Source organism: Kitasatospora sp. NPDC052896, from assembly GCF_044547075.1.
Classification (GTDB): domain Bacteria; phylum Actinomycetota; class Actinomycetes; order Streptomycetales; family Streptomycetaceae; genus Kitasatospora.
On the sequence record NZ_JBITZU010000002.1, the window covers coordinates 287,053 to 304,581 of the forward strand.

The 17,529-nt window shown below is 74.0% G+C and carries 19 protein-coding genes; 7 read left to right on the forward strand and 12 right to left on the reverse strand.

Annotated elements, in window-relative coordinates:
* Positions 1-59: 59 nt before the first annotated feature.
* On the reverse strand, positions 60-800 hold the full coding sequence (gene sigE / locus ACIGXM_RS07405) for an RNA polymerase sigma factor SigE (RefSeq protein ID WP_396558357.1): 741 nt from the start codon (positions 798-800) through the stop codon (positions 60-62).
* Between the two features lie 357 nt (positions 801-1,157).
* Here sigE and ACIGXM_RS07410 point away from each other — a divergent pair, with 357 nt between their 5' ends.
* Positions 1,158-1,787, forward strand: coding sequence for an O-methyltransferase (locus ACIGXM_RS07410; protein WP_396558359.1), 630 nt, complete (start codon positions 1,158-1,160; stop codon positions 1,785-1,787).
* Positions 1,788-1,950: 163 nt separating this feature from the next.
* On the opposite strand, the gene ACIGXM_RS07415 is transcribed toward ACIGXM_RS07410, so the two are convergent.
* Positions 1,951-2,118: a DUF3117 domain-containing protein gene (locus tag ACIGXM_RS07415; protein ID WP_230053523.1), complete on the reverse strand. Its 168-nt coding sequence runs from the start codon at positions 2,116-2,118 to the stop codon at positions 1,951-1,953.
* 374 nt (positions 2,119-2,492) lie between these two features.
* On the opposite strand from ACIGXM_RS07415, the gene ACIGXM_RS07420 reads away from it, so the two are divergent.
* Positions 2,493-3,293, forward strand: a complete 801-nt coding sequence (locus ACIGXM_RS07420) for an enoyl-CoA hydratase-related protein (RefSeq protein WP_396557826.1) — start codon at positions 2,493-2,495, stop codon at positions 3,291-3,293.
* A gap of 24 nt (positions 3,294-3,317) precedes the next feature.
* Here ACIGXM_RS07420 and ACIGXM_RS07425 read toward each other — a convergent pair whose 3' ends face one another.
* Both ACIGXM_RS07425 and ACIGXM_RS07430 read right to left on the reverse strand, forming a co-directional pair.
* Positions 3,318-3,881: a DNA-3-methyladenine glycosylase I gene (locus ACIGXM_RS07425; protein WP_396557828.1), complete on the reverse strand. Its 564-nt coding sequence runs from the start codon at positions 3,879-3,881 to the stop codon at positions 3,318-3,320.
* Complete coding sequence (locus ACIGXM_RS07430) at positions 3,878-4,252, reverse strand: DivIVA domain-containing protein (protein WP_396557830.1); 375 nt, start codon at positions 4,250-4,252, stop codon at positions 3,878-3,880. Before ACIGXM_RS07430 ends, ACIGXM_RS07425 begins: the two co-directional genes overlap by 4 nt.
* 176 nt (positions 4,253-4,428) lie before the next feature.
* On the opposite strand from ACIGXM_RS07430, the gene folP reads away from it, so the two are divergent.
* Positions 4,429-5,241 carry a dihydropteroate synthase gene (folP, locus tag ACIGXM_RS07435; RefSeq protein WP_396558361.1) on the forward strand — a complete coding sequence of 271 codons (813 nt, stop codon included), beginning with the start codon at positions 4,429-4,431 and terminating at the stop codon, positions 5,239-5,241.
* 6 nt (positions 5,242-5,247) lie between these two features.
* On the opposite strand, the gene ACIGXM_RS07440 is transcribed toward folP, so the two are convergent.
* Together ACIGXM_RS07440 and dapE are read right to left on the reverse strand one after the other, a co-directional pair.
* On the reverse strand, positions 5,248-6,018 hold the full coding sequence (locus ACIGXM_RS07440) for a TIGR00730 family Rossman fold protein (protein WP_396558363.1): 771 nt from the start codon (positions 6,016-6,018) through the stop codon (positions 5,248-5,250).
* 170 nt (positions 6,019-6,188) lie between these two features.
* The gene (gene dapE / locus ACIGXM_RS07445; RefSeq protein ID WP_396557832.1) at positions 6,189-7,274 is read right to left on the reverse strand and encodes a succinyl-diaminopimelate desuccinylase; all 1,086 of its coding nucleotides are present in this window, start codon (positions 7,272-7,274) and stop codon (positions 6,189-6,191) included.
* 133 nt (positions 7,275-7,407) lie between these two features.
* On the opposite strand from dapE, the gene ACIGXM_RS07450 reads away from it, so the two are divergent.
* Both ACIGXM_RS07450 and ACIGXM_RS07455 read left to right on the forward strand, forming a co-directional pair.
* Positions 7,408-8,433 carry a hypothetical protein gene (locus ACIGXM_RS07450; protein ID WP_396557834.1) on the forward strand — a complete coding sequence of 342 codons (1,026 nt, stop codon included), beginning with the start codon at positions 7,408-7,410 and terminating at the stop codon, positions 8,431-8,433.
* 358 nt (positions 8,434-8,791) lie between these two features.
* Positions 8,792-9,817: a hypothetical protein gene (locus ACIGXM_RS07455; protein WP_396557836.1), complete on the forward strand. Its 1,026-nt coding sequence runs from the start codon at positions 8,792-8,794 to the stop codon at positions 9,815-9,817.
* Between the two features lie 397 nt (positions 9,818-10,214).
* Here ACIGXM_RS07455 and dapC read toward each other — a convergent pair whose 3' ends face one another.
* Both dapC and fdxA read right to left on the reverse strand, forming a co-directional pair.
* A complete protein-coding gene (gene dapC / locus ACIGXM_RS07460; protein ID WP_396557838.1) occupies positions 10,215-11,360 on the reverse strand; it encodes a succinyldiaminopimelate transaminase in 1,146 nt (381 codons plus the stop codon).
* Between the two features lie 20 nt (positions 11,361-11,380).
* On the reverse strand, positions 11,381-11,707 hold the full coding sequence (fdxA, locus tag ACIGXM_RS07465; RefSeq protein WP_396557840.1) for a ferredoxin: 327 nt from the start codon (positions 11,705-11,707) through the stop codon (positions 11,381-11,383).
* A gap of 125 nt (positions 11,708-11,832) precedes the next feature.
* Between fdxA and ACIGXM_RS07470 the strand changes: the two genes are divergently transcribed.
* Complete coding sequence (locus ACIGXM_RS07470) at positions 11,833-12,918, forward strand: GNAT family N-acetyltransferase (protein WP_396557842.1); 1,086 nt, start codon at positions 11,833-11,835, stop codon at positions 12,916-12,918.
* Between the two features lie 67 nt (positions 12,919-12,985).
* Positions 12,986-13,870, forward strand: a complete 885-nt coding sequence (locus ACIGXM_RS07475) for a transglutaminase family protein (RefSeq protein WP_396557844.1) — start codon at positions 12,986-12,988, stop codon at positions 13,868-13,870.
* Between the two features lie 18 nt (positions 13,871-13,888).
* On the opposite strand, the gene ACIGXM_RS07480 is transcribed toward ACIGXM_RS07475, so the two are convergent.
* The 4 genes from ACIGXM_RS07480 to ACIGXM_RS07495 are packed head-to-tail and all read right to left on the reverse strand — an operon-like array spanning position 13,889 to position 17,473.
* Complete coding sequence (locus tag ACIGXM_RS07480) at positions 13,889-14,518, reverse strand: response regulator (protein WP_396557846.1); 630 nt, start codon at positions 14,516-14,518, stop codon at positions 13,889-13,891.
* A complete protein-coding gene (locus tag ACIGXM_RS07485; protein ID WP_396557848.1) occupies positions 14,515-15,777 on the reverse strand; it encodes a sensor histidine kinase in 1,263 nt (420 codons plus the stop codon). Before ACIGXM_RS07485 ends, ACIGXM_RS07480 begins: the two co-directional genes overlap by 4 nt.
* Positions 15,778-15,785: 8 nt before the next feature.
* On the reverse strand, positions 15,786-16,508 hold the full coding sequence (locus tag ACIGXM_RS07490) for an ABC transporter permease (RefSeq protein WP_396557850.1): 723 nt from the start codon (positions 16,506-16,508) through the stop codon (positions 15,786-15,788).
* The gene (locus ACIGXM_RS07495; protein WP_396557852.1) at positions 16,505-17,473 is read right to left on the reverse strand and encodes an ABC transporter ATP-binding protein; all 969 of its coding nucleotides are present in this window, start codon (positions 17,471-17,473) and stop codon (positions 16,505-16,507) included. The genes ACIGXM_RS07490 and ACIGXM_RS07495 overlap by 4 nt, the downstream gene beginning before the upstream one ends.
* Positions 17,474-17,529: the final 56 nt, after the last annotated feature.

The following is a 17,529-nucleotide window of genomic DNA, read 5'->3' on the forward strand; positions in this document are numbered from 1 at the left end:
CGACGGAAGGGAGCGCTCGACGGGCACGGAACGCCCGGAGCGGGACCGGCCTGCGCCGCTCACGATCGCCTCCGTCCACTCCCGCCCGGTACGGCGCTGCCCGGCGCACCGGCGGACAGCACCGCGGCCACCGGCTCCGGCTGCTGTTCGGAGCCGCCACGCCGGGCCCGACCGGGCGCGGCGCCGGGGGCGCGGTGCTTCAGGGCGGAGCGCAGGTGCGAGCGGCCGCGGTGGATCCGGCTACGCACCGTGCCGAGCTTGACGCCCAGGGTGGCGGCGATCTCCTCGTAGGAGAGGCCCTCGATGTCGCAGAGCACCACGGCGGCGCGGAACTCGGGGGCCAGGGTGTCCAGCGCGTGCTGGACGTCGGCGTCGAAGTGGGTGTCGCTGAAGTGCTGCGCGGGGCTCGGCTCCCGGCTGGGCAGCCGCTCGGCGGCGTCCTCGGCCAGGGCGTCGAAGCGGATCCGCTGGCGGCGGCGCACCATGTCCAGGAACAGGTTGGTGGTGATCCGGTGCAGCCAGCCCTCGAAGGTGCCGGGGGTGTAGGTGGAGAGCGAGCGGAAGACCCGGACGAAGACCTCCTGGGTGAGGTCCTCGGCGTCGTGCTGGTTGCCGGTCAGCCGGTAGGCCAGTCGGTAGACCCGGGCGCTGTGCGCCTCGACGATCTCCTCCCAGCTGGGCGGCGTCCAGCTCTGCGCGTCGGGCCCCTCGGTGAAGGTCGCGAGCGCGGCGGGGGCCGAGGGCTCGGCGGCGGTGCCGTCGGACGACTGGTCCAGGGGGGAGTGCGCAGACTGGTTCATCACGGGCTTCGGCGTACGGGCCGACGCGGTGCGGCGAAGTAGCCGTCGCACGGGGACGTCGCCCTCGGCCACACCTCCTCGGTCGGCTCTTCTGCCCAGCAGGGCCACCACCATATCCACCTCACCCGTCAGTTCTGGATAAAAGTGTGCACATTGACCGGCTGGACGCCGGGCGACCTCCCGCGAACCCGCTGCCACCCCTCTCACCGGAACCAACGGCCCGCCACCGGACGCGGTTCCCGTCCGGCCAGTAATCTGTCGCAGGAAATATCGACATCCGGCCGGACCGGGCCGGACCGGACAGCCCCTCGAAGCACAACCGTCCAGCTCAGCCCCTACTCCTCAGGGACCACCATCATCGACTTCGGGTCCGCGGCTGCGACCCTCGCCGACACCTACGTCGGCGAGGACGCCGTGCTGACCTACGCCCGGTCGCAGGCGGAACGGGCCGGCGTGCAGGCGATCGGCCCGAGCGGCGGGGCCTGCCTGCGGCTGCTGGCGGCGGCGCTCGGCGCCAAGGCGGTGGCCGAGATCGGCACCGGCACCGGGGTCTCCGGGCTCTACCTGCTGCGCGGGATGCGTCCGGACGGCATCCTGACCACCGTCGACCCTGAGCCGGTCCGCCAGCAGCTGGCCCGCGAGGCCTACCAGGCCGCCGGCTTCGCGGTGAACCGGGCCAGGTTCATACCGGGCCGGGCGCTGGAGGTGCTGCCGCGGCTCGCCGACGGCCAGTACGACCTGGTCTTCTGCGACGGCGACCCGGCCGAGTCGCCGGACTACCTCGCCGAGGCGCTGCGGCTGCTGCGGCCCGGCGGGGCGGTCTGCTTCGAGGGGGTGTTCCAGCAGGGCAGGCTGACCGACCCGGCGCTGGACGACCCGGCCACCGGGGCGATGCGCGGGCTGGTGCAGGCCGTGCGGGAGAGCGAGCTGCTGCTGCCCGCGCTGCTGCCGGTCAGCGACGGGCTGCTCTGCGCGGTCCGGCGTTGAGGGCCGGGGACCGCTGACCGCCGGCGACCACTGAGGACCGGCGACCACTGACCGCCGGCGACCGCTGAGGACCGGGACGCGACAAGGCCCGGATCCGACCGGTGTGGTACCGGTGGTCCGGGCCCCGCGGGCATCCCGGGGGAATGCCGGGCTCGGGCTGGAGTCAGCCGCAGGCCGTCTTCAGAGCCTCGCCCAGAGCGCTTGCCTCGTCCGGAGTGAGCTCCACCACCAGGCGCCCGCCGCCTTCGAGCGGAACTCGCATGATGATGCCCCGCCCCTCTTTGGTGACCTCGAGCGGGCCGTCACCCGTCCGCGGCTTCATGGCCGCCATGCTCGTTCCCCTTCCTGCAACCGCTCAGCTACGTACCGGCAGTCCGTCCACCGCCGGTATCGAACGCATTGATCGGAAGCCATTATCCCGCATTCGGCGCCCCGATGACCAACATCACTCTTGCGGCCGGACCGCCCGCACCGACACAGAACGGCTGATTACCGCTCAGATACCCCGTCACCCGGGCGGACGAAGTGCCATCAGATGCCGCGCCGGGCCTGCCCCGCCCGCCCGACGGGCCGGATCCGGCCACCACGGGGGCCGGACCGGGCGGCCCCGCCGAAAGGTGCGCTACCTCACACTCCCGCCCGCCGCCGGGCTCCGGCATGCTGACTCGGGTCCGCGCAGTTACCGAACGGTTGGGAGCCCACGCCATGTCCGACTCCGTCCTGTACGAGCTCGACGGTCCGCTGGCCATCATCACCATCAACCGGCCCGACGCGATGAACGCGCTCGACACCGGGACCAAGGTCGCGCTGCGGGACACCGTCATCGGGGCCGCCGCCGACCCGGCCGTCCGCGCGGTGCTGCTGACCGGCGCCGGGGACAAGGCGTTCTGCGTCGGGCAGGACCTGAAGGAGCACCTCGGCCTGCTCAAGCGCGCCGAGGAGACCGGCGAGGCGCCGCTGGCCACCGTCTCCGAGCACTACAACCCGCTGGTCCGGGCGCTGGCCGGGATGCGCAAGCCGACCGTGGCCGCGGTGGGCGGGGTGGCGGCCGGGGCCGGCGCCTCGCTCGCCTTCGCCTGCGACTTCCGGATCGTGGCCGAGACCGCGGGCTTCAACACCTCCTTCGCGGGCGTCGCGCTCACCGCGGACTCCGGGGCCTCCTGGACGCTGCCCCGGCTGGTCGGCCAGGCCCGGGCGACCGAGCTGCTGATGTTCCCGCGGACCGTCAAGGCTCCCGAGGCGCTCGCCCTCGGGCTCGCCACCAGGGTCGTCCCGGCCGCCGAACTGGCCGACACGGCACGGGAGTTCGCCCGGCAGCTGGCGCACGGTCCGACCGTCGCGTACGGCGCGATCAAGGCCGCGCTGGACTTCGGCGCCTCGCACACGCTGGACGAGACCCTGGACAAGGAGGACGAGCTGCAGAACCTGGCCGGCGCCAGCGAGGACCACCGGATCGCGGTGCGCGCCTTCGTCTCCAAGGAGAAGCCGGTCTACCTGGGCCGCTGACCCGGTACGCCGTCACGCCCGGTGCTACCGGGCGTGACACTCCGCCAGGTGGTCGTTGACCAGACCGCAGGACTGCATCAGCGCGTAGGCGGTGGTCGGGCCGACGAAGCGGAAGCCCCGCTTCTTCAGCTCCTTGGCCAGCGCGGTGGACTCCGGGGTGACCGCCGGGACGTCGGCCGGGGTGCGCGGCGCCGGCCGGTCCGGATCGCCCGCGTAGGCCCAGACCAGTGCGTCCAGGCCGCCGTCGAGCTCCCGGGCGACCCGCGCGTTGGCCACCGCCGCCTCGATCTTCAGCCGATTGCGGATGATCCCCGGATCCTGCAGCAGACGCTCCACGTCCTGCTCCGTGAAGGCCGCCACCTCGGGGATCCGGAAGCCCGCGAAGGCGGCCCGGAAGCCCTCCCGACGGCGCAGGATGGTGAGCCAGGAGAGGCCGGACTGGAACGCCTCCAGGCAGATCCGCTCGTACAGCTGGTCCTCGCCGTGCACCGGCCGGCCCCACTCGGTGTCGTGGTAGGCCCGGTAGTCGTCGGTGGACTCGCCCCAGGGGCAGCGCAGCAGGCCGTCCGGGCCGGGTTGCAGGGTCATGCCGGGCCGGTCCCGCCGTCGGGCGCCCGGTCGGTCTGCTCGTCCGCGGCCGGGCCGCCCTGGGCCGCCCCGGCCGGACCACCGCCCTGGGCCGCCACCGCGGACTCCAGCTCGGCGATCCGCGAGTCGCGGTAGGCCAGCTCGGCGCCCAGCCGGTCGAGCACGTCGTCGACCTCGTCCATCCGGTAGCCGCGCACCGCCATCGGCAACCGGATCTCGTCCACGTCGTGCCGGCTCAGCGGCCGCTCCTGCGGCAGCCGGGCCGCGATCCGGTCGTGGCCCGCCTCCGGCAGCGACCCCCCGCCGCCCAGCGCCACCAGCGCGGCACCGCCGACCACCACGGCCATCGCCGCCACGATCCACCAGAACACGAGCTGTCCTCCCGACACGTGAGTTCGCGGCCGCGTGAGGGATCATGGATCCCTGGAAGGCCGGGCCCCATCATCGCACCAGGGCCCGGGTGGATCGATACCCACGAGACCAGAAGGAGCCCCTGGTGCCGCTGCGCCTAGGCCCGCGCGAGTTCGCCGAGCACGAACTCGTCATCATGGCCATCGTCAACCGCACCCCGGACTCCTTCTTCGACCGGGGCGCCACCTTCGCCGACGAGGCCGCCTTCGCCGCCGCCGACCGGGCGATGGCCGAGGGCGCGGCGATCCTGGACATCGGCGGGGTGAAGGCCGGCCCCGGCGAGGAGGTGACGGTCGAGGAGGAGCTGCGCCGGACCGTCCCGTTCGTGGCCGAGCTGCGCAAGCGCCACCCGGAGGCGGTGATCAGCGTGGACACCTGGCGGCACGAGGTCGGCGAGGCGGTCTGCGAGGTCGGCGCCGACCTGCTGAACGACGCCTGGGGCGGGGCCGACCCGAAGCTCGCCGAGGTGGCCGCCCGGCACGGCGTGGGCCTGGTCTGCACCCACGCGGGCGGTGCCGAGCCGCGCACCCGGCCGCACCGGATCGGCTACCAGGACGTGATGGCCGACATCCTGCGGGTCACCGTCGGACTGGCCGAGCGGGCCGTCGAGCTGGGGGTGCGCCGGGACGCCCTGCTGATCGACCCGGGCCACGACTTCGGCAAGAACACCCGGCACTCGCTGGAGGCCACCCGACGGCTGCCGGAGATGACCGCGACCGGGTTCCCGGTGCTGGTCTCGCTCTCCAACAAGGACTTCGTCGGCGAGACGCTGGACCGCCCGGTGGACGACCGGCTGCTCGGCACCCTCGCCACCACCGCGGTCTCGGCCTGGCTGGGCGCCCAGGTCTACCGGGTGCACCAGGTGGCGGAGACCCGGCAGGTGCTGGACATGGTGGCCTCGATCCGCGGCACCCGTCCCCCGGCGGTGGCCCGCCGGGGGCTGGTCTGAGGCCGCTCAGATCTCGCCGTTGGGCCGGCGGCTCTCGGCCAGGATCCGGAGCACCTCGGCCACCTCGTCGGTGACGTGGAACAGCTCCAGGTCGGCCGGGGTGGCCTTGCCCTGGGCGACCAGGGTCTCCCGCAGCCAGGCGATCAGGCCGCTCCAGTAGGCGCTGCCGAAGAGGATCACCGGGAACCGGGTGACCTTCTTGGTCTGCACCAGGGTCAGCGCCTCGAAGAGCTCGTCCAGCGTGCCGAGGCCGCCCGGCAGCACCACGAAGCCCTGCGCGTACTTCACGAACATCGTCTTGCGGACGAAGAAGTAGCGGAAGTTGAGGCCGAGGTCGACGAACTCGTTGAGCCCCTGCTCGAAGGGGAGCTCGATGCCGAGCCCGACGCTCAGCCCGCCCGCCTCGGAGGCGCCGCGGTTGGCCGCCTCCATCGCGCCCGGACCGCCACCGGTGATCACCGCGTAGCCGGCCTCCGCCAGGGCCCGGCCGATGGCCACCCCGGCCGCGTACTCGGCCGTGTCCACCGGCGTCCGGGCCGAGCCGAACACGCTGACCGCGGCCGGGAGTTCGGCGAGCGCGCCGAAGCCCTCGACGAACTCCGAGGTGATCCGCCAGACCCGCCAGGGGTCGGTGTGCAGCCAGTCGGTGGGGCCGGTGGTGTCCAGCAGGCGCTGGTCGGTGGTGCTCGGCTCGACCAGGTCGCGGCGGAGCAGCACCGGCCCCTTCTGCTTCTCCGGCCAGGCCTTCTTCGTCGGCTCGCCCGCCGGCTCGGGCATGTCCACCAGCTCCGGCCCGTGGCCGAAGCGCCGTCCGTCTGCGCCGTCGTGCGCTGATGTCCCTGTCATGTCGGAACTCTACGTCCGGCGGCGCTGGATCGCGGGGAACTTCCGGAGGGCGATCAGATGGCCGGAACGCGAACGGTCGTCGCAGGCCAGGGCCGTTGTGGTCACCCGGCGGTGAGCCAGGCGCGCAGCCGCTCCTCGCACTCGGCGATCGCGGCCAGCGAGCAGTGCTCCTCCCGCTTGTGGGCCAGGTTCGGGTCGCCGGGGCCGTAGTTGACGGCCGGGACGCCGAGCGCGCTGAACCGCGCCACGTCCGTCCAGCCGTACTTGGCGCGGGCGGTACCGCCGGTGGCGGCCAGGAAGGCCTGGGCGGCCGGCTGGGACAGGCCGGGCAGCGCGCCGGGGGCGGAGTCGGTCACCTCGACCGGGAAGCCGCTGAACACCTCGCGGACGTGCGCCTCCGCGTCGGCCTCGGTACGGTCCGGCGCGTAGCGGAAGTTGACGGTCACCACGCACTCGTCCGGGATCACGTTGCCGGCCACACCGCCGCGGATGTCCACCGCGTTCAGGCCCTCGCGGTACTCCAGGCCGTCGATCTCCACCCGGCGCGGCTGGTAGGCGGCCAGCCGGCCGAGCACCTCGGCCGCGTGGTGGATGGCGTTGTCGCCGAGCCAGCTGCGGGCCGAGTGCGCCCGGGTGCCGGTCAGCGCCACCTTGACCCGCAGGGTGCCCTGGCAGCCGCCCTCGACCACCGCGCCGCTGGGCTCCATCAGCACCGCGAAGTCGGCGGCCAGCCACTGCGGCCGCTCCCGGGCCAGGTGACCGAGACCGTTGCGGGAGGCCTCGATCTCCTCGCAGTCGTAGAAGACGAAGGTGAGGTCGCGGTTGGGCGCGGGCAGCGTGGCGGCGAGCCGCAACTGGACCGCCACCCCCGACTTCATGTCCGAGGACCCGCAACCGTAGAGCAGGTCGCCCTCGACGTGCGAGGGCAGGTTGTCGGCGATCGGCACGGTGTCCAGGTGGCCGGCCAACAGCACCCGCTCGGCCCGGCCGAGTTCGGTGCGGGCCACCACGTTGTTGCCGTAGCGATCGACCGTCAGGTGCGGGAGGGCGCGCAGGGCCGCCTCCACCGCGTCGGCCAGCGCCTGCTCCGACCCGCTGACGGAGGGGAAGTCGACGAGCCGTGCGGTGAGCGCACCGCCGTCCAGCGAGAGGTCCAGGGCGGTCGTGGCACTGTGCGGGCTGCTCATGAACGCCAGCCTAGCGCTGCCCGTGTCAGCCGCGGGTGGGGCGATCGCGCAACCGGACGGGGACGCACGGTCGTCCGATCGGGTGGCCAGTGAGTACGGTGTGCGGTAACAACGCGAGGTGGAAGGGGCCGCGGTGGCCAAGGAGAGAGCGGCCCGTGGCCGGCGTCGTAAGCTGCGGCGAACCCTGATCGTCCTGCTGCTGGTCGCGGTGGTGGTGGCCGGCGTGGTGCTGTGGCAGCGGCAGCGGGAGGCCGAAACGGCCGAGAGCTGCACCGTCACCCCTCCGGGTGGCAAACCGGTGACCATGGACGTCGACCAGGGTTCCAACGCGGCGACCATCGCGGCGGTGACCATCGCGCGCGGGCTGCCCGAACGGGCGCTGACCATCGCGCTGGCCACCTCGCTGCAGGAGTCCAAGCTGCGCAACCTGGACGGCGGGGACCGCGACTCGATCGGGCTCTTCCAGCAGCGTCCCTCGCAGGGCTGGGGGACCGCCGACCAGATCCGGGATCCGGTGTACGCCACCAACAAGTTCCTGGACGCGCTGGTGAAGGTGCCCGGCTACGCCCAACTGCCGCTCACCGAGGCCGCCCAGGACGTGCAGCACAGCGGCTACCCGGACGCCTACGCCAAGCACGAGACCAACGCCACACTGCTGGCCTCGGCGTTGACCGGGCGGGCGCCGGCCACGTTCACCTGCACGGTGCACCAGTTCGCCACTCCGGACCCGGCGGCTCCGGCCGGGGACGCGGTGTCGCCGAGCAGCTCGGCGTCGGGCGGTTCGGCCGCGGGCGGTTCGGCCGCGGGCGGTGCGGCGGTCCAGCAGGTCGGCGACACGGTACGGCGCGAGTTCGGCCGGGCGGTGAGCGCCGCGGCCGTCCCGGCCACCGGCGGCACGGCGAGCGCCGCCGGGACCACGCTGGCGCTCACCCCGAACCCGGCGGTCTCCACCGACGGGAGCGCGGACGCCCAGACCCAGAGCGGCTGGGCGGTGGCCCAGTGGGCGGTGGCCCACGCGCAGGAACTCGGCATCGGCACGGTCTCCTACGACGGCAAGCTCTGGCGGGCGGACTCCTCGGCGGGCTGGACGGCCCAGTCGGGCACGCCGGTCACCAACCAGGTGCTGGCGACCCTCGGCATGCCGAACGCCAAGCACTGAGACCCCTCCGCGGGGCGGCTGCCGGGCCGGCGTCAGCGGGAGTTGACGAACGGACAGCCGGCGAGCCGCCACCCGGGTGAACGGCGGCACGGCGACTGGACGCCCCGAGTGGGCGTCCGGCGGCCGTCCGCCGGGCCGTTCGTCCGCTCACCACACCGCGCACGACCCCTGCGTGAGCAGGGAAGTGACGTTTCCTCGGGCACGCCCCGACCCTCCGCACCGGGCCGTTCGGAGGAAAACGGATCATGCGATGTTTAGAAATTCTTGACCCTGACCGGCCGAAACCTTCTCGCTCCTGACGCGGTAATCACGGCGTCCGCCCGGCGGACCTGTCGTGTCCACTTCCCTTAGGAGCACCATGTCCCTCCCCCTCTCGCGCCGGATCGCCCAGGCCGCACTGCTCGTCGCGGCCGGTGCGACCCCGCTGGTCGCCGCCGGGGTGGCGTCCGCCAGCGACCTGGTTCCGCCGCACACCGACCTCGCCGGCGGAGTCAACAAGTTGGAGGGCTTCACCTCGGGCTCGACCGTGGAGGGGACGGCGCACCAGCTGGGCCACGCGGTGATCGCCACCGCCCAGACCTCCGCGAAGACCATGACGCCCGCCGCCGCGGCCACCGCGGGCACCGCCCTGCCGGAGGGCGCCAAGCTGCTCAACGGCCTCGGCCACGAGGACGGCCGGGGCACGCCCGGCGGGCCGCTGGCCGGGACGCCGCTGGAGAACGGGCTGCCCGGGGCGAGTGGCGCGGCCGGAGCGGTCGCGCCGCGGGCGATGCCGACCACGCGGGTGGCCGCGCTGCCGAGCCTGCCCGGTGTGACCGGGTTGGACAAGGTGCTCGGCGCCGACGCCCTGGGCAACCCGACCGGGGCGCTGACCGGCCAGGCGGCCACCCGCGAGCTGGCGACGCCGCTCTCGCACGCCCCCGCCACCGACCGTGCGCTGCGCGACGCGGGCGGGCTGACCGGCGCGCTGCCCGGCGCGGGCGGGCTGACCGGCGCGCTGCCCGGCGGGGGCGCCCTGGCCGGCACGGTCCCGGGAGCCGGCGGCCTGGGCCGCTCGCTGCCCGAGAGCGGCAACCTGGCCAGCGCGCTGCCGGGGTCGGACAACCTCACCGCGACCCCGGTCGTCCACCACCTGGCCGAGACACTGCACGGCACCGACCACCTCGCCCAGTCGCTGCCGGCCAGCCACCACCTGGCCGGGCTGCACGCCGCCGAGGACCACCTCATGCACGGGCTGCAGGGCGCCGCGGACCAGGCCCACCCCGGGCACACCCTGCGGCTGGACCGGCTGAGCGACCGCGCGGCCGAGAACGCCACCCAGCGCCTCGGCGGCGTGCCCGACCTCGGCGCGGTGACCGGCCTGCTGAACGGGCTGCACGGCTGACCTCGGGCCGTTGACGGCTGACGGCTGACGCCTGACCGATTCCGCCCGCGGCCAGCCGTCACCCTCGCGGACGGCCAGCCAGGGCCAACCGCACCCGAGCCTGACCCTGGGCACGACGGTGGGGCGGGCGGACGCACCTCGCGCCCCGCCCGCCCCACCGTTGTCACTGCCACTCGCGCGCGAGCGCCGCTCTCATGTGTGATCACCGCTCCCTTTCAAGAGCACTGCTCACGCCTCAGAGCGCCAGCCATATTCGGCACCGCTCTCGGGCGTGAGCGCCGCTCCCTTTCAAGAGCACTGCTCACACCCGAGAGCACCAGCCACATTCGAGAGCGCCGCTCACACCCGTGAGCACGGTTCTCATCGAGAGCCCCGCTCATATCCGAGAGCACCGCTCTCAGCGGCGCAGACGCCCCACCGCCGCTGCCACGCGCTCGTCCGTGGCCGTGAACGCCACCCGGACGAAGCGCTCACCGGCCGGGCCGTAGAAGTCGCCGGGCGCCACCAGGATGCCCAGCTCCGCCAGGGCCGCGACGGTGTCCCAGCAGGACTCGTCCCGGGTCGCCCAGAGGTACAGGCTCGCCTCGGAGTGCTCGATCCGGAAGCCGTACCCCTCCAGCGCCGCCCGCAGGGCCGCGCGCCGGGCCGCGTAGCGGGTCCGCTGCTCGGCCACGTGCGCGTCGTCGCCCAGCGCCGCGATGGTCGCCGCCTGGACCGGAGCCGGCACGATCATGCCGCCGTGCTTGCGGATCTCCAGCAGCTCCCGCACCACCACCGGGTCGCCCGCCACGAACGAGGCGCGGTAGCCGGCCAGGTTGGACCGCTTGGAGAGCGAGTGCACCGCGAGCAGCCCCTCGTGCGAGCCGCCGCAGACCTCCGGGTGCAGCACCGAGACCGGCTCGGCCTCCCAGCCCAGCTCCAGGTAGCACTCGTCGCTGACCAGCAGCACCCGGTGCTCCCGGGCCCAGGCCACCGCCCGGCGCAGCTGGTCCGCGCTGAGCACCCGTCCGGTCGGGTTGGACGGCGAGTTGAGCCACAGCAGCCGCACGCGCGTACCGTCGAGCTCGTCGACGTCCTGGTACTCGACCGGCGTCGCTCCGCAGAGCCGCGCGCCGACCTCGTACGTCGGGTAGGCGAGCCGCGGGTAGGCCACCTGGTCGCCCGGCCCCAGCCCGAGCTGCCCGGGCAGCCAGGCCACCAGCTCCTTGGAGCCGATCGTGGGCAGCACGCCGGCCGGCCCGATCTCGGCGCCGCAGCGCCGCCGCAGCCAGCCCGCGACGGCCTCGCGCAGCTCCAGCGGCCCCCAGACGGTCGGATAGCCGGGGGTGTCGGTGGCGGCGGCCAGTGCCTTCTGGATCAGCTCGGGGACCGGGTCGACCGGCGTCCCGACCGAGAAGTCGCACAGCCCGTCCGGATGGGCCAGCGCGGTCGCCTTGTAGGGCTCCAGCTTGTCCCAGGGGAAGACGGGCAGCAGGTCGGAAACGCGGCGCGCCGCCCCCGGGTGGCCCGGGAACGGCGCGCGCTCAGCATCGTTGGTGCTCACGGCTCGAGTGCCACCGACCCTCAGTGGTTCTGGTTCTGCGGCGGAAGGGCCGCGATGAACGGGTGGTCCCGCTCGATCAGGCCGAGCTTCGAGGCGCCACCGGGCGAACCGAGGTCGTCGAAGAACTCGACGTTCGCCTTGTAGTAGTCCTTCCACTCCTCCGGAGTGTCGTCCTCGTAGAAGATGGCCTCGACCGGGCAGACCGGCTCGCAGGCGCCGCAGTCGACGCACTCATCCGGGTGGATGTAGAGAGAGCGCTCGCCCTCGTAGATGCAGTCGACCGGGCATTCTTCGATGCATGCCTTGTCCTTGACGTCCACACAAGGCTGCGCGATGACGTAGGTCACGCTGTCGTTCCTCCTCGGAAGGGCTCGCGCCCTAACTATGTGCTGGCGTGCGCGGTGAGCGCGGCGTCGTCGATGCCCGCACCTAGTATCGCGGGTCAGAGACTACAAATGCACAGGAGGTTGCCTTGAGCACCATCCCTGACTCCGCCGGCCCCCGTCCGGAGGTCCGGATAGACCGCTCTGACGTGGGGCGACGCGTCTCGGTGCGGGTGCTCGAGACGGCCCGGGACGCAGCCACCGGCCGTCCCGCCTACCGCGACGCGATCGGCGTGCTCACGTCCTGGGACGAGGCCGCCCTGACCGTGGTCCGCCGGGACAACTCGGTGGCCGAGATCCCGGTGGACCGGCTGGTGGCCGGCAAGGTGGTCCCGCTCTTCCTGGCCCGGCGCGCGGCGCTGCCCGCCGCCACCCCGGCCGAGCTGCAGCGGACCGCCGCCCGCGGCTGGCCCGCGGTGGAGCAGGAGGCGCTCGGCGAGTGGACGCTGCGGGCCTCGGCCGGCTTCACCCGCCGGGCCAACTCGGTGCAGGCCCTCGGCGACCCGGGCCGCCCGTTGCCGGCGGCGCTCGCCGCGGTCCGCGCCTGGTACGCCGCCCGCGGCCTGCCCGCCTGGGTCGAGGTGACCACGCCCGGCTCGCCGCCGGAGCTGGCGGCCGAGCTGGACCGGATGGGCGCCACGATCGCCCCCACCCTGGTCCGGACGGCGCCGCTGGCCGCCCTGGCCCGACTGGACGGCGCGACGGACCGGATCCGGCTCTCCCGCACCGCGGGCCCGGACTGGCTGGCGCTCTACCGCCGGGTCGCCGCGACCCCGGACGCGGCCCGAGGTGCGGACCCCGCCCTGGCCCGGGCCGCTCACCAGGTGCTGCACGGCGGCCCCTCGGTCTGGTTCGCCAGCGCGCCCGCCACCGACGGCACCGGCACGCCGGTCGCGATCGGCCGCTGCGTCGTCGACGGCGCGTGGGCCTGCTTCAGCGCCGTCGAGGTGCGCCCCGAGGCACGCCGTCAGGGCCTGGCCACCGCGCTGATGGCGGTGCTCGCCGCCCGGGCCGCCGAGGAGGGCGCCACCGGCGGTCACCTGCAGGTGGAGGCGGAGAACAGCGCCGCGATCGCGCTCTACGACGGTCTCGGCTTCACGACCAGTCACACTTACCACTACGCCCGCCTCCCCGAGACCGGGGCCGGCCCCCGGACGGGCGGGGTTTCCCCCTGACCGGCCGGACACCGTAGTCTCCCCGCCGTAGCGCCCACCGTCACGCACGAAAGCCGCCGCAGCCACCGTGACCGAGCAGAGCAGAGTCCGCTTCCGCACCGAGGCCAGGTCCGAGCAGCCCGATCCGGTGCTGCTCTGCCTGCTCGCCGCCGCCGAACACACCCTGGCCGCCCCCGACTACTCCGAGGACGGCCGGCTGGAGCCCACCCCCACCCTCGACGCGCTGCTCGCCGCCTGCCAGGCCGCCCTGGACCGGCACGCGGCGGCGGTCCGGCAGGCGGTGGCCGAGCGCTGCCCGGCCACCCCCGAGGAGACCGCCGCGCTGCTGGCCGCCGTGCTGGGCGGCCGGGAGCGGTTCCACGGCCAGCCGTCCGACTACCGCCGGCTGGAGTCCTCGCTGCTGCCGGACGTGCTGCGGCGCCGCCGCGGGCTGCCGATCATGCTCTCGCTGGTCTGGACGGCGGTGGCCTGCCGGGCCGGGCTGACCGCGCACGGGATCGCGCTGCCGGGCCACTTCATCGTCGCGGTCGGCGGCCCGACGCCGGGTGAGGAGTACGTGCTGGCCGACCCGTTCCACGGCGGCCGGCTGCTCTCCGCCGAGGACGCGGCCGCCCTGGTGGAGGCCACCGGCCACCCGTTCTCACCGGAACTGCTCACCCCCGCACAGCCGTTGGACGTCACCCTGCGGGTGCTCGGGAACATCCGCAGCTGGGCGGCCGACCGACCGGAGCACGCCCGGACCCAACTCTGGGCCACCGAACTCTCGTTGCTGCTCCCCCGGCACCCGGCCCAGCTGCGCCTGGAACGGGCCGAACTCCTGGTCCGCACGGGCGACTTCCTCGGCGGCGCGGCCGAAATGGAGGACTACGCGAGGATTCTGGACGCCTTCGATCCGGAGTCCGCCGACCGGGTCCGCCAGGAGGCCCGGTCCGCCCGGCACCGGCTCAACTGAACCCCTCGGAAAGGCGGTTCAGAGCCAGCCCTTCTCCCGGGCGACCCGCACCGCCTCGGCCCGGTTGCGGGCGCCGGTCTTCTGGATCGCCATCGAGAGGTAGTTGCGCACGGTGCCCTCCGAGAGGTGCAGCCGGCGCGCGATCTCCGCGTTGACCGCGCCGTCCGCGGCCGCCGTCAGCACGTCCGACTCCCGCCCGGTCAGCGGGTTCGCGCCCTCGGCCAGCGCGGCGGCGGCCAGCGTCGGGTCGATCACCCGCTCGCCGCGCAGCACCCGCCGGACCGCCTCGGCCAGCTCGGCCGCCGGAGCGTCCTTCACCAGGAACGCGTCGGCGCCCGACTCCATCGCCCGGCGCAGGTAGCCCGGCCGCCCGAAGGTGGTGGCGATGACGATCTTCGTCTGCGGGCTCCGTGCCCGGATCAGCGCCGCCGCCTCGATCCCGGTCAGCCCGGGCATCTCGATGTCCAGCACCGCCACCTGCACCCGGTGCTCCAGCACCGCCGCCACCACCTCGTCGCCGCGCGAGACCTGCGCGACCACGTCGATGTCGCCCTCCAGCCCGAGCAGCGCGGCCAGCGCCTCGCGCACCATGCCCTGGTCCTCGGCGAGCAACACCCGGATGCCGGTCGAGCCCTGATCCTCACTCATGCGTCCGACGATAGTGCCCGCTCGGCCAGCTGTTCGCCGACCTTGGCGCCGAGCGGGACCACCGCCCGGAGCCGGAACCCGCGGCCCAGGTCGCCCGGTCCGCTCTCCAGCCGGCCGCCGACCAGGGCCAGCCGCTCGTCCAGGCCCGAGAGCCCGTTCCCCGGGCCGGACTTGCCCGGTCCACGGCCGTCGTCGGCGATCTGCAGGACGGCGAACCGCCCGCCCTCGCCGTCCCAGGTCTCGTCCATGGTCACCGCGCAGACGGTGGCGTCCACCGCGTGCCGGACGATGTTGGTGACCGCCTCGCGCAGTACCCAGGCCAGCGCGCCGGCCTCCGCCGTGCCGAGCCCGGGCCGGTCCTCGCCCACCGCGGCGGCGGCCTCCAGGGTGATCCCGGCGGTGGCCAGCGCGCTGCGCGCGGCGGAGAGCTCGACCGGCAGGGTGGGCCGGCGGTAGCCGCTGACCGCCTCCCGGACGTCCACCAGCGACTGCCGGGCCACCCGCTCGATGTCGGCGACCTGGGTGCGGGCGGCCTCGGCCTGCTCCTGGTCCATGAACCGGCCGGCCAGCTCGCTCTTGAGGGTGATCAGCGAGAGCGAGTGACCGAGCAGGTCGTGCAGGTCGCGGGCGAGCCGCAGCCGCTCCTCGGCGGCCGCCAGGTGGGCCACCGTCTCGCGCGCCTCGCGCAGCTCCCGCATCGTCTCGGCCAGCCGCTGCAGGCCGGTCATCGCCGCGCCGCTGAGGAAGGTCGGCAGCACCATCCCGGCCAGCACGCCGCCGCTGGCGTGGGTCAGCAGCGCGACCCCCACCGAGCAGGCGGTGATCACGACCACCCCGCGCAGCGCGAACGCCGCCGGCAGCACCGCGCCGACCGCCACCGAGGCGTAGCAGAAGAGGCAGATCCAGCCCTGGCCGTAGCCGAGGCCGGCGGCCGTGGCGATCGCGCACATCGTCGCCAGCAACGTGTGGACGACCCGCGGCGAGGTGTTCGGCCGGAGCGCCCGGAGCGTCACCAGCCCCAGGTAGCAGGCCAGGAAGACCACCAGGACGGCCCAGCCCAGCACTGCCTCCAGCGGCGAGTAGCCGCCCGTGACCAGGTCACCGATCGGGTAGGCCAGGTAGAGCATCCAGGCCAGCATCCAGCAGATCTTGACCATCAGCTGCCGCCGGTTGTCGACCGTCTGGCCGATCGCGGGCCAGCGCGCCCCGCCCTCCGCTGCGGTCAGGTCACGGCGGAGGGCGGGGGAGGTCGCACGCATGCCGACCATCATGCCTGCCTGGCGTCCTTGCGGTACAGGTAGCCCGCGGCGACCACGAAGACCACCAGGAAGCCCGCCAGTCCGGCGGCGGCCGCGGTGTCCACCGACTGCCCGGGGTGGATGAAGGCGGCCAGCTGGTTGTAGAGGTACACCGGGTTGAACCGGGCGAACTCCTTCAGCGAGCCGGTGATCGGGTACCAGGTCCCGCCGAAGGCCGCCATCAACATGTAGATGATCATCACGATCGGCTGCACCGCGCTCGGCTCCGCCGCGTACCCGAGCGCCACGCCGAGCGCCGCGAAGACGAAGCTGCCCAGCCAGAGCACCGCCAGCAGCCCGAGCCACTGCCCCGCGCCGAGCCGGACGCCCTCCACCGCACCGAGCGCGAAGACCACCAGGATCGCCGGCAGCGTGGTCGCCGCGCAGGAGGCGATCTTGGCGATGGTGTACGAGCTCCCGGGCAGCGCGGTCAGCCGCAGCTGGCGCACCCAGCCGCTCTTGCGCTCCAGCGAGATCCGCTGCGCGCTGCCGGTGAGCACCGCGCCGACCGAGCCGAAGGTGGCCATCGAGACCATGAAGTACGACTTCGCGCTGACCCCGGTGGCGACGTTGCCGCCCTTGTAGACGCTGACGAAGAAGAAGTACATCAGCGCCGGGTAGAGCACGGTGAAGAAGAGGTAGCGCCGGTTGCGCAGGGTGCGCAGGATCTCCAGCTGGATCAGGGTGGTCATCGCGCGCTCTCCTCGAACTGGTGGTCCTCCGCGTCCTGGCGGTCTTCCGCGTCCTGCTCGCCGGTGATGGTCAGGAAGGCCTGCTCCAGGCCCAGGCTGGTGACCTCCAGGCCGCGCGGGTAGACCCCCGCCCGGTAGAGGGCCGCCATGTCGGCGTCCGCGTCGGTGGTCCGGATCCGGACCGTCCGCACCCCGCTGGCCGGGCCGCTGACGTCCAGTGCGACCAGGCCGGGCAGCGCCCGCAGCGTCTCCTCGGTCACCTCGGCGTCCGCCGCGTGCAGCTCGAAGCTGATCCGCCGGGCGCCGGCCTTGGCCTTGATCTCGGCCGAGGAGCCGTCCGCGATCAGCCGGCCGCGGTGCAGCACCAGCACCCGGTCGGCGATCGAGTCGGCCTCCTCCAGGTAGTGGGTGGCGAACAGCACGGTCCGGCCGGCCGCCGCCTGCCGGCGCATCGAGGCCCAGAACTGCTGCCGGACCGAGACGTCCATCCCGGTGGTGGGCTCGTCCAGCACGATCAGGTCGTTGGCGCCCGCGACGGCGAGCGCGAAGCGGACCCGCTGCTCCTGGCCGCCGGAGAGCTTGTCCACCCGGCGGTCGGCGATCTCGGTGATGCCGGCGTCGGCCATCACCTGCTCGGGGCGGTGGCCGCGCGGGTGCACCGCGCAGGCCAGCCGGACCAGCTCGCTGACCTTGACGTCGGTCATCAGCCCGCCGCTCTGCAGCATCGCGCCGACCCGGCCGGCCTCGATCGCGGCCCGCGGGGTGCCGCCGAACAGCGTCACGCTGCCCTGGTCCGGCTCGCGCAGGCCGAGCAGCAGGTCCAGGCTGCTGGACTTGCCCGCGCCGTTCGGGCCGAGCAGCGCCACCGTCTCGCCCGGGCGCAGCACCAGGTCGAGGCCGTTCACCGCCTTGACCCGCCCGTAGCTCTTGCTCACCTGCCTGAAGGCGGCCACCTCGTCGCTCATTCGCTGCCCCCGTCCTCTCCGTCGTCCAGGCGTACCGCTCAAGCGTGCCGGACCGG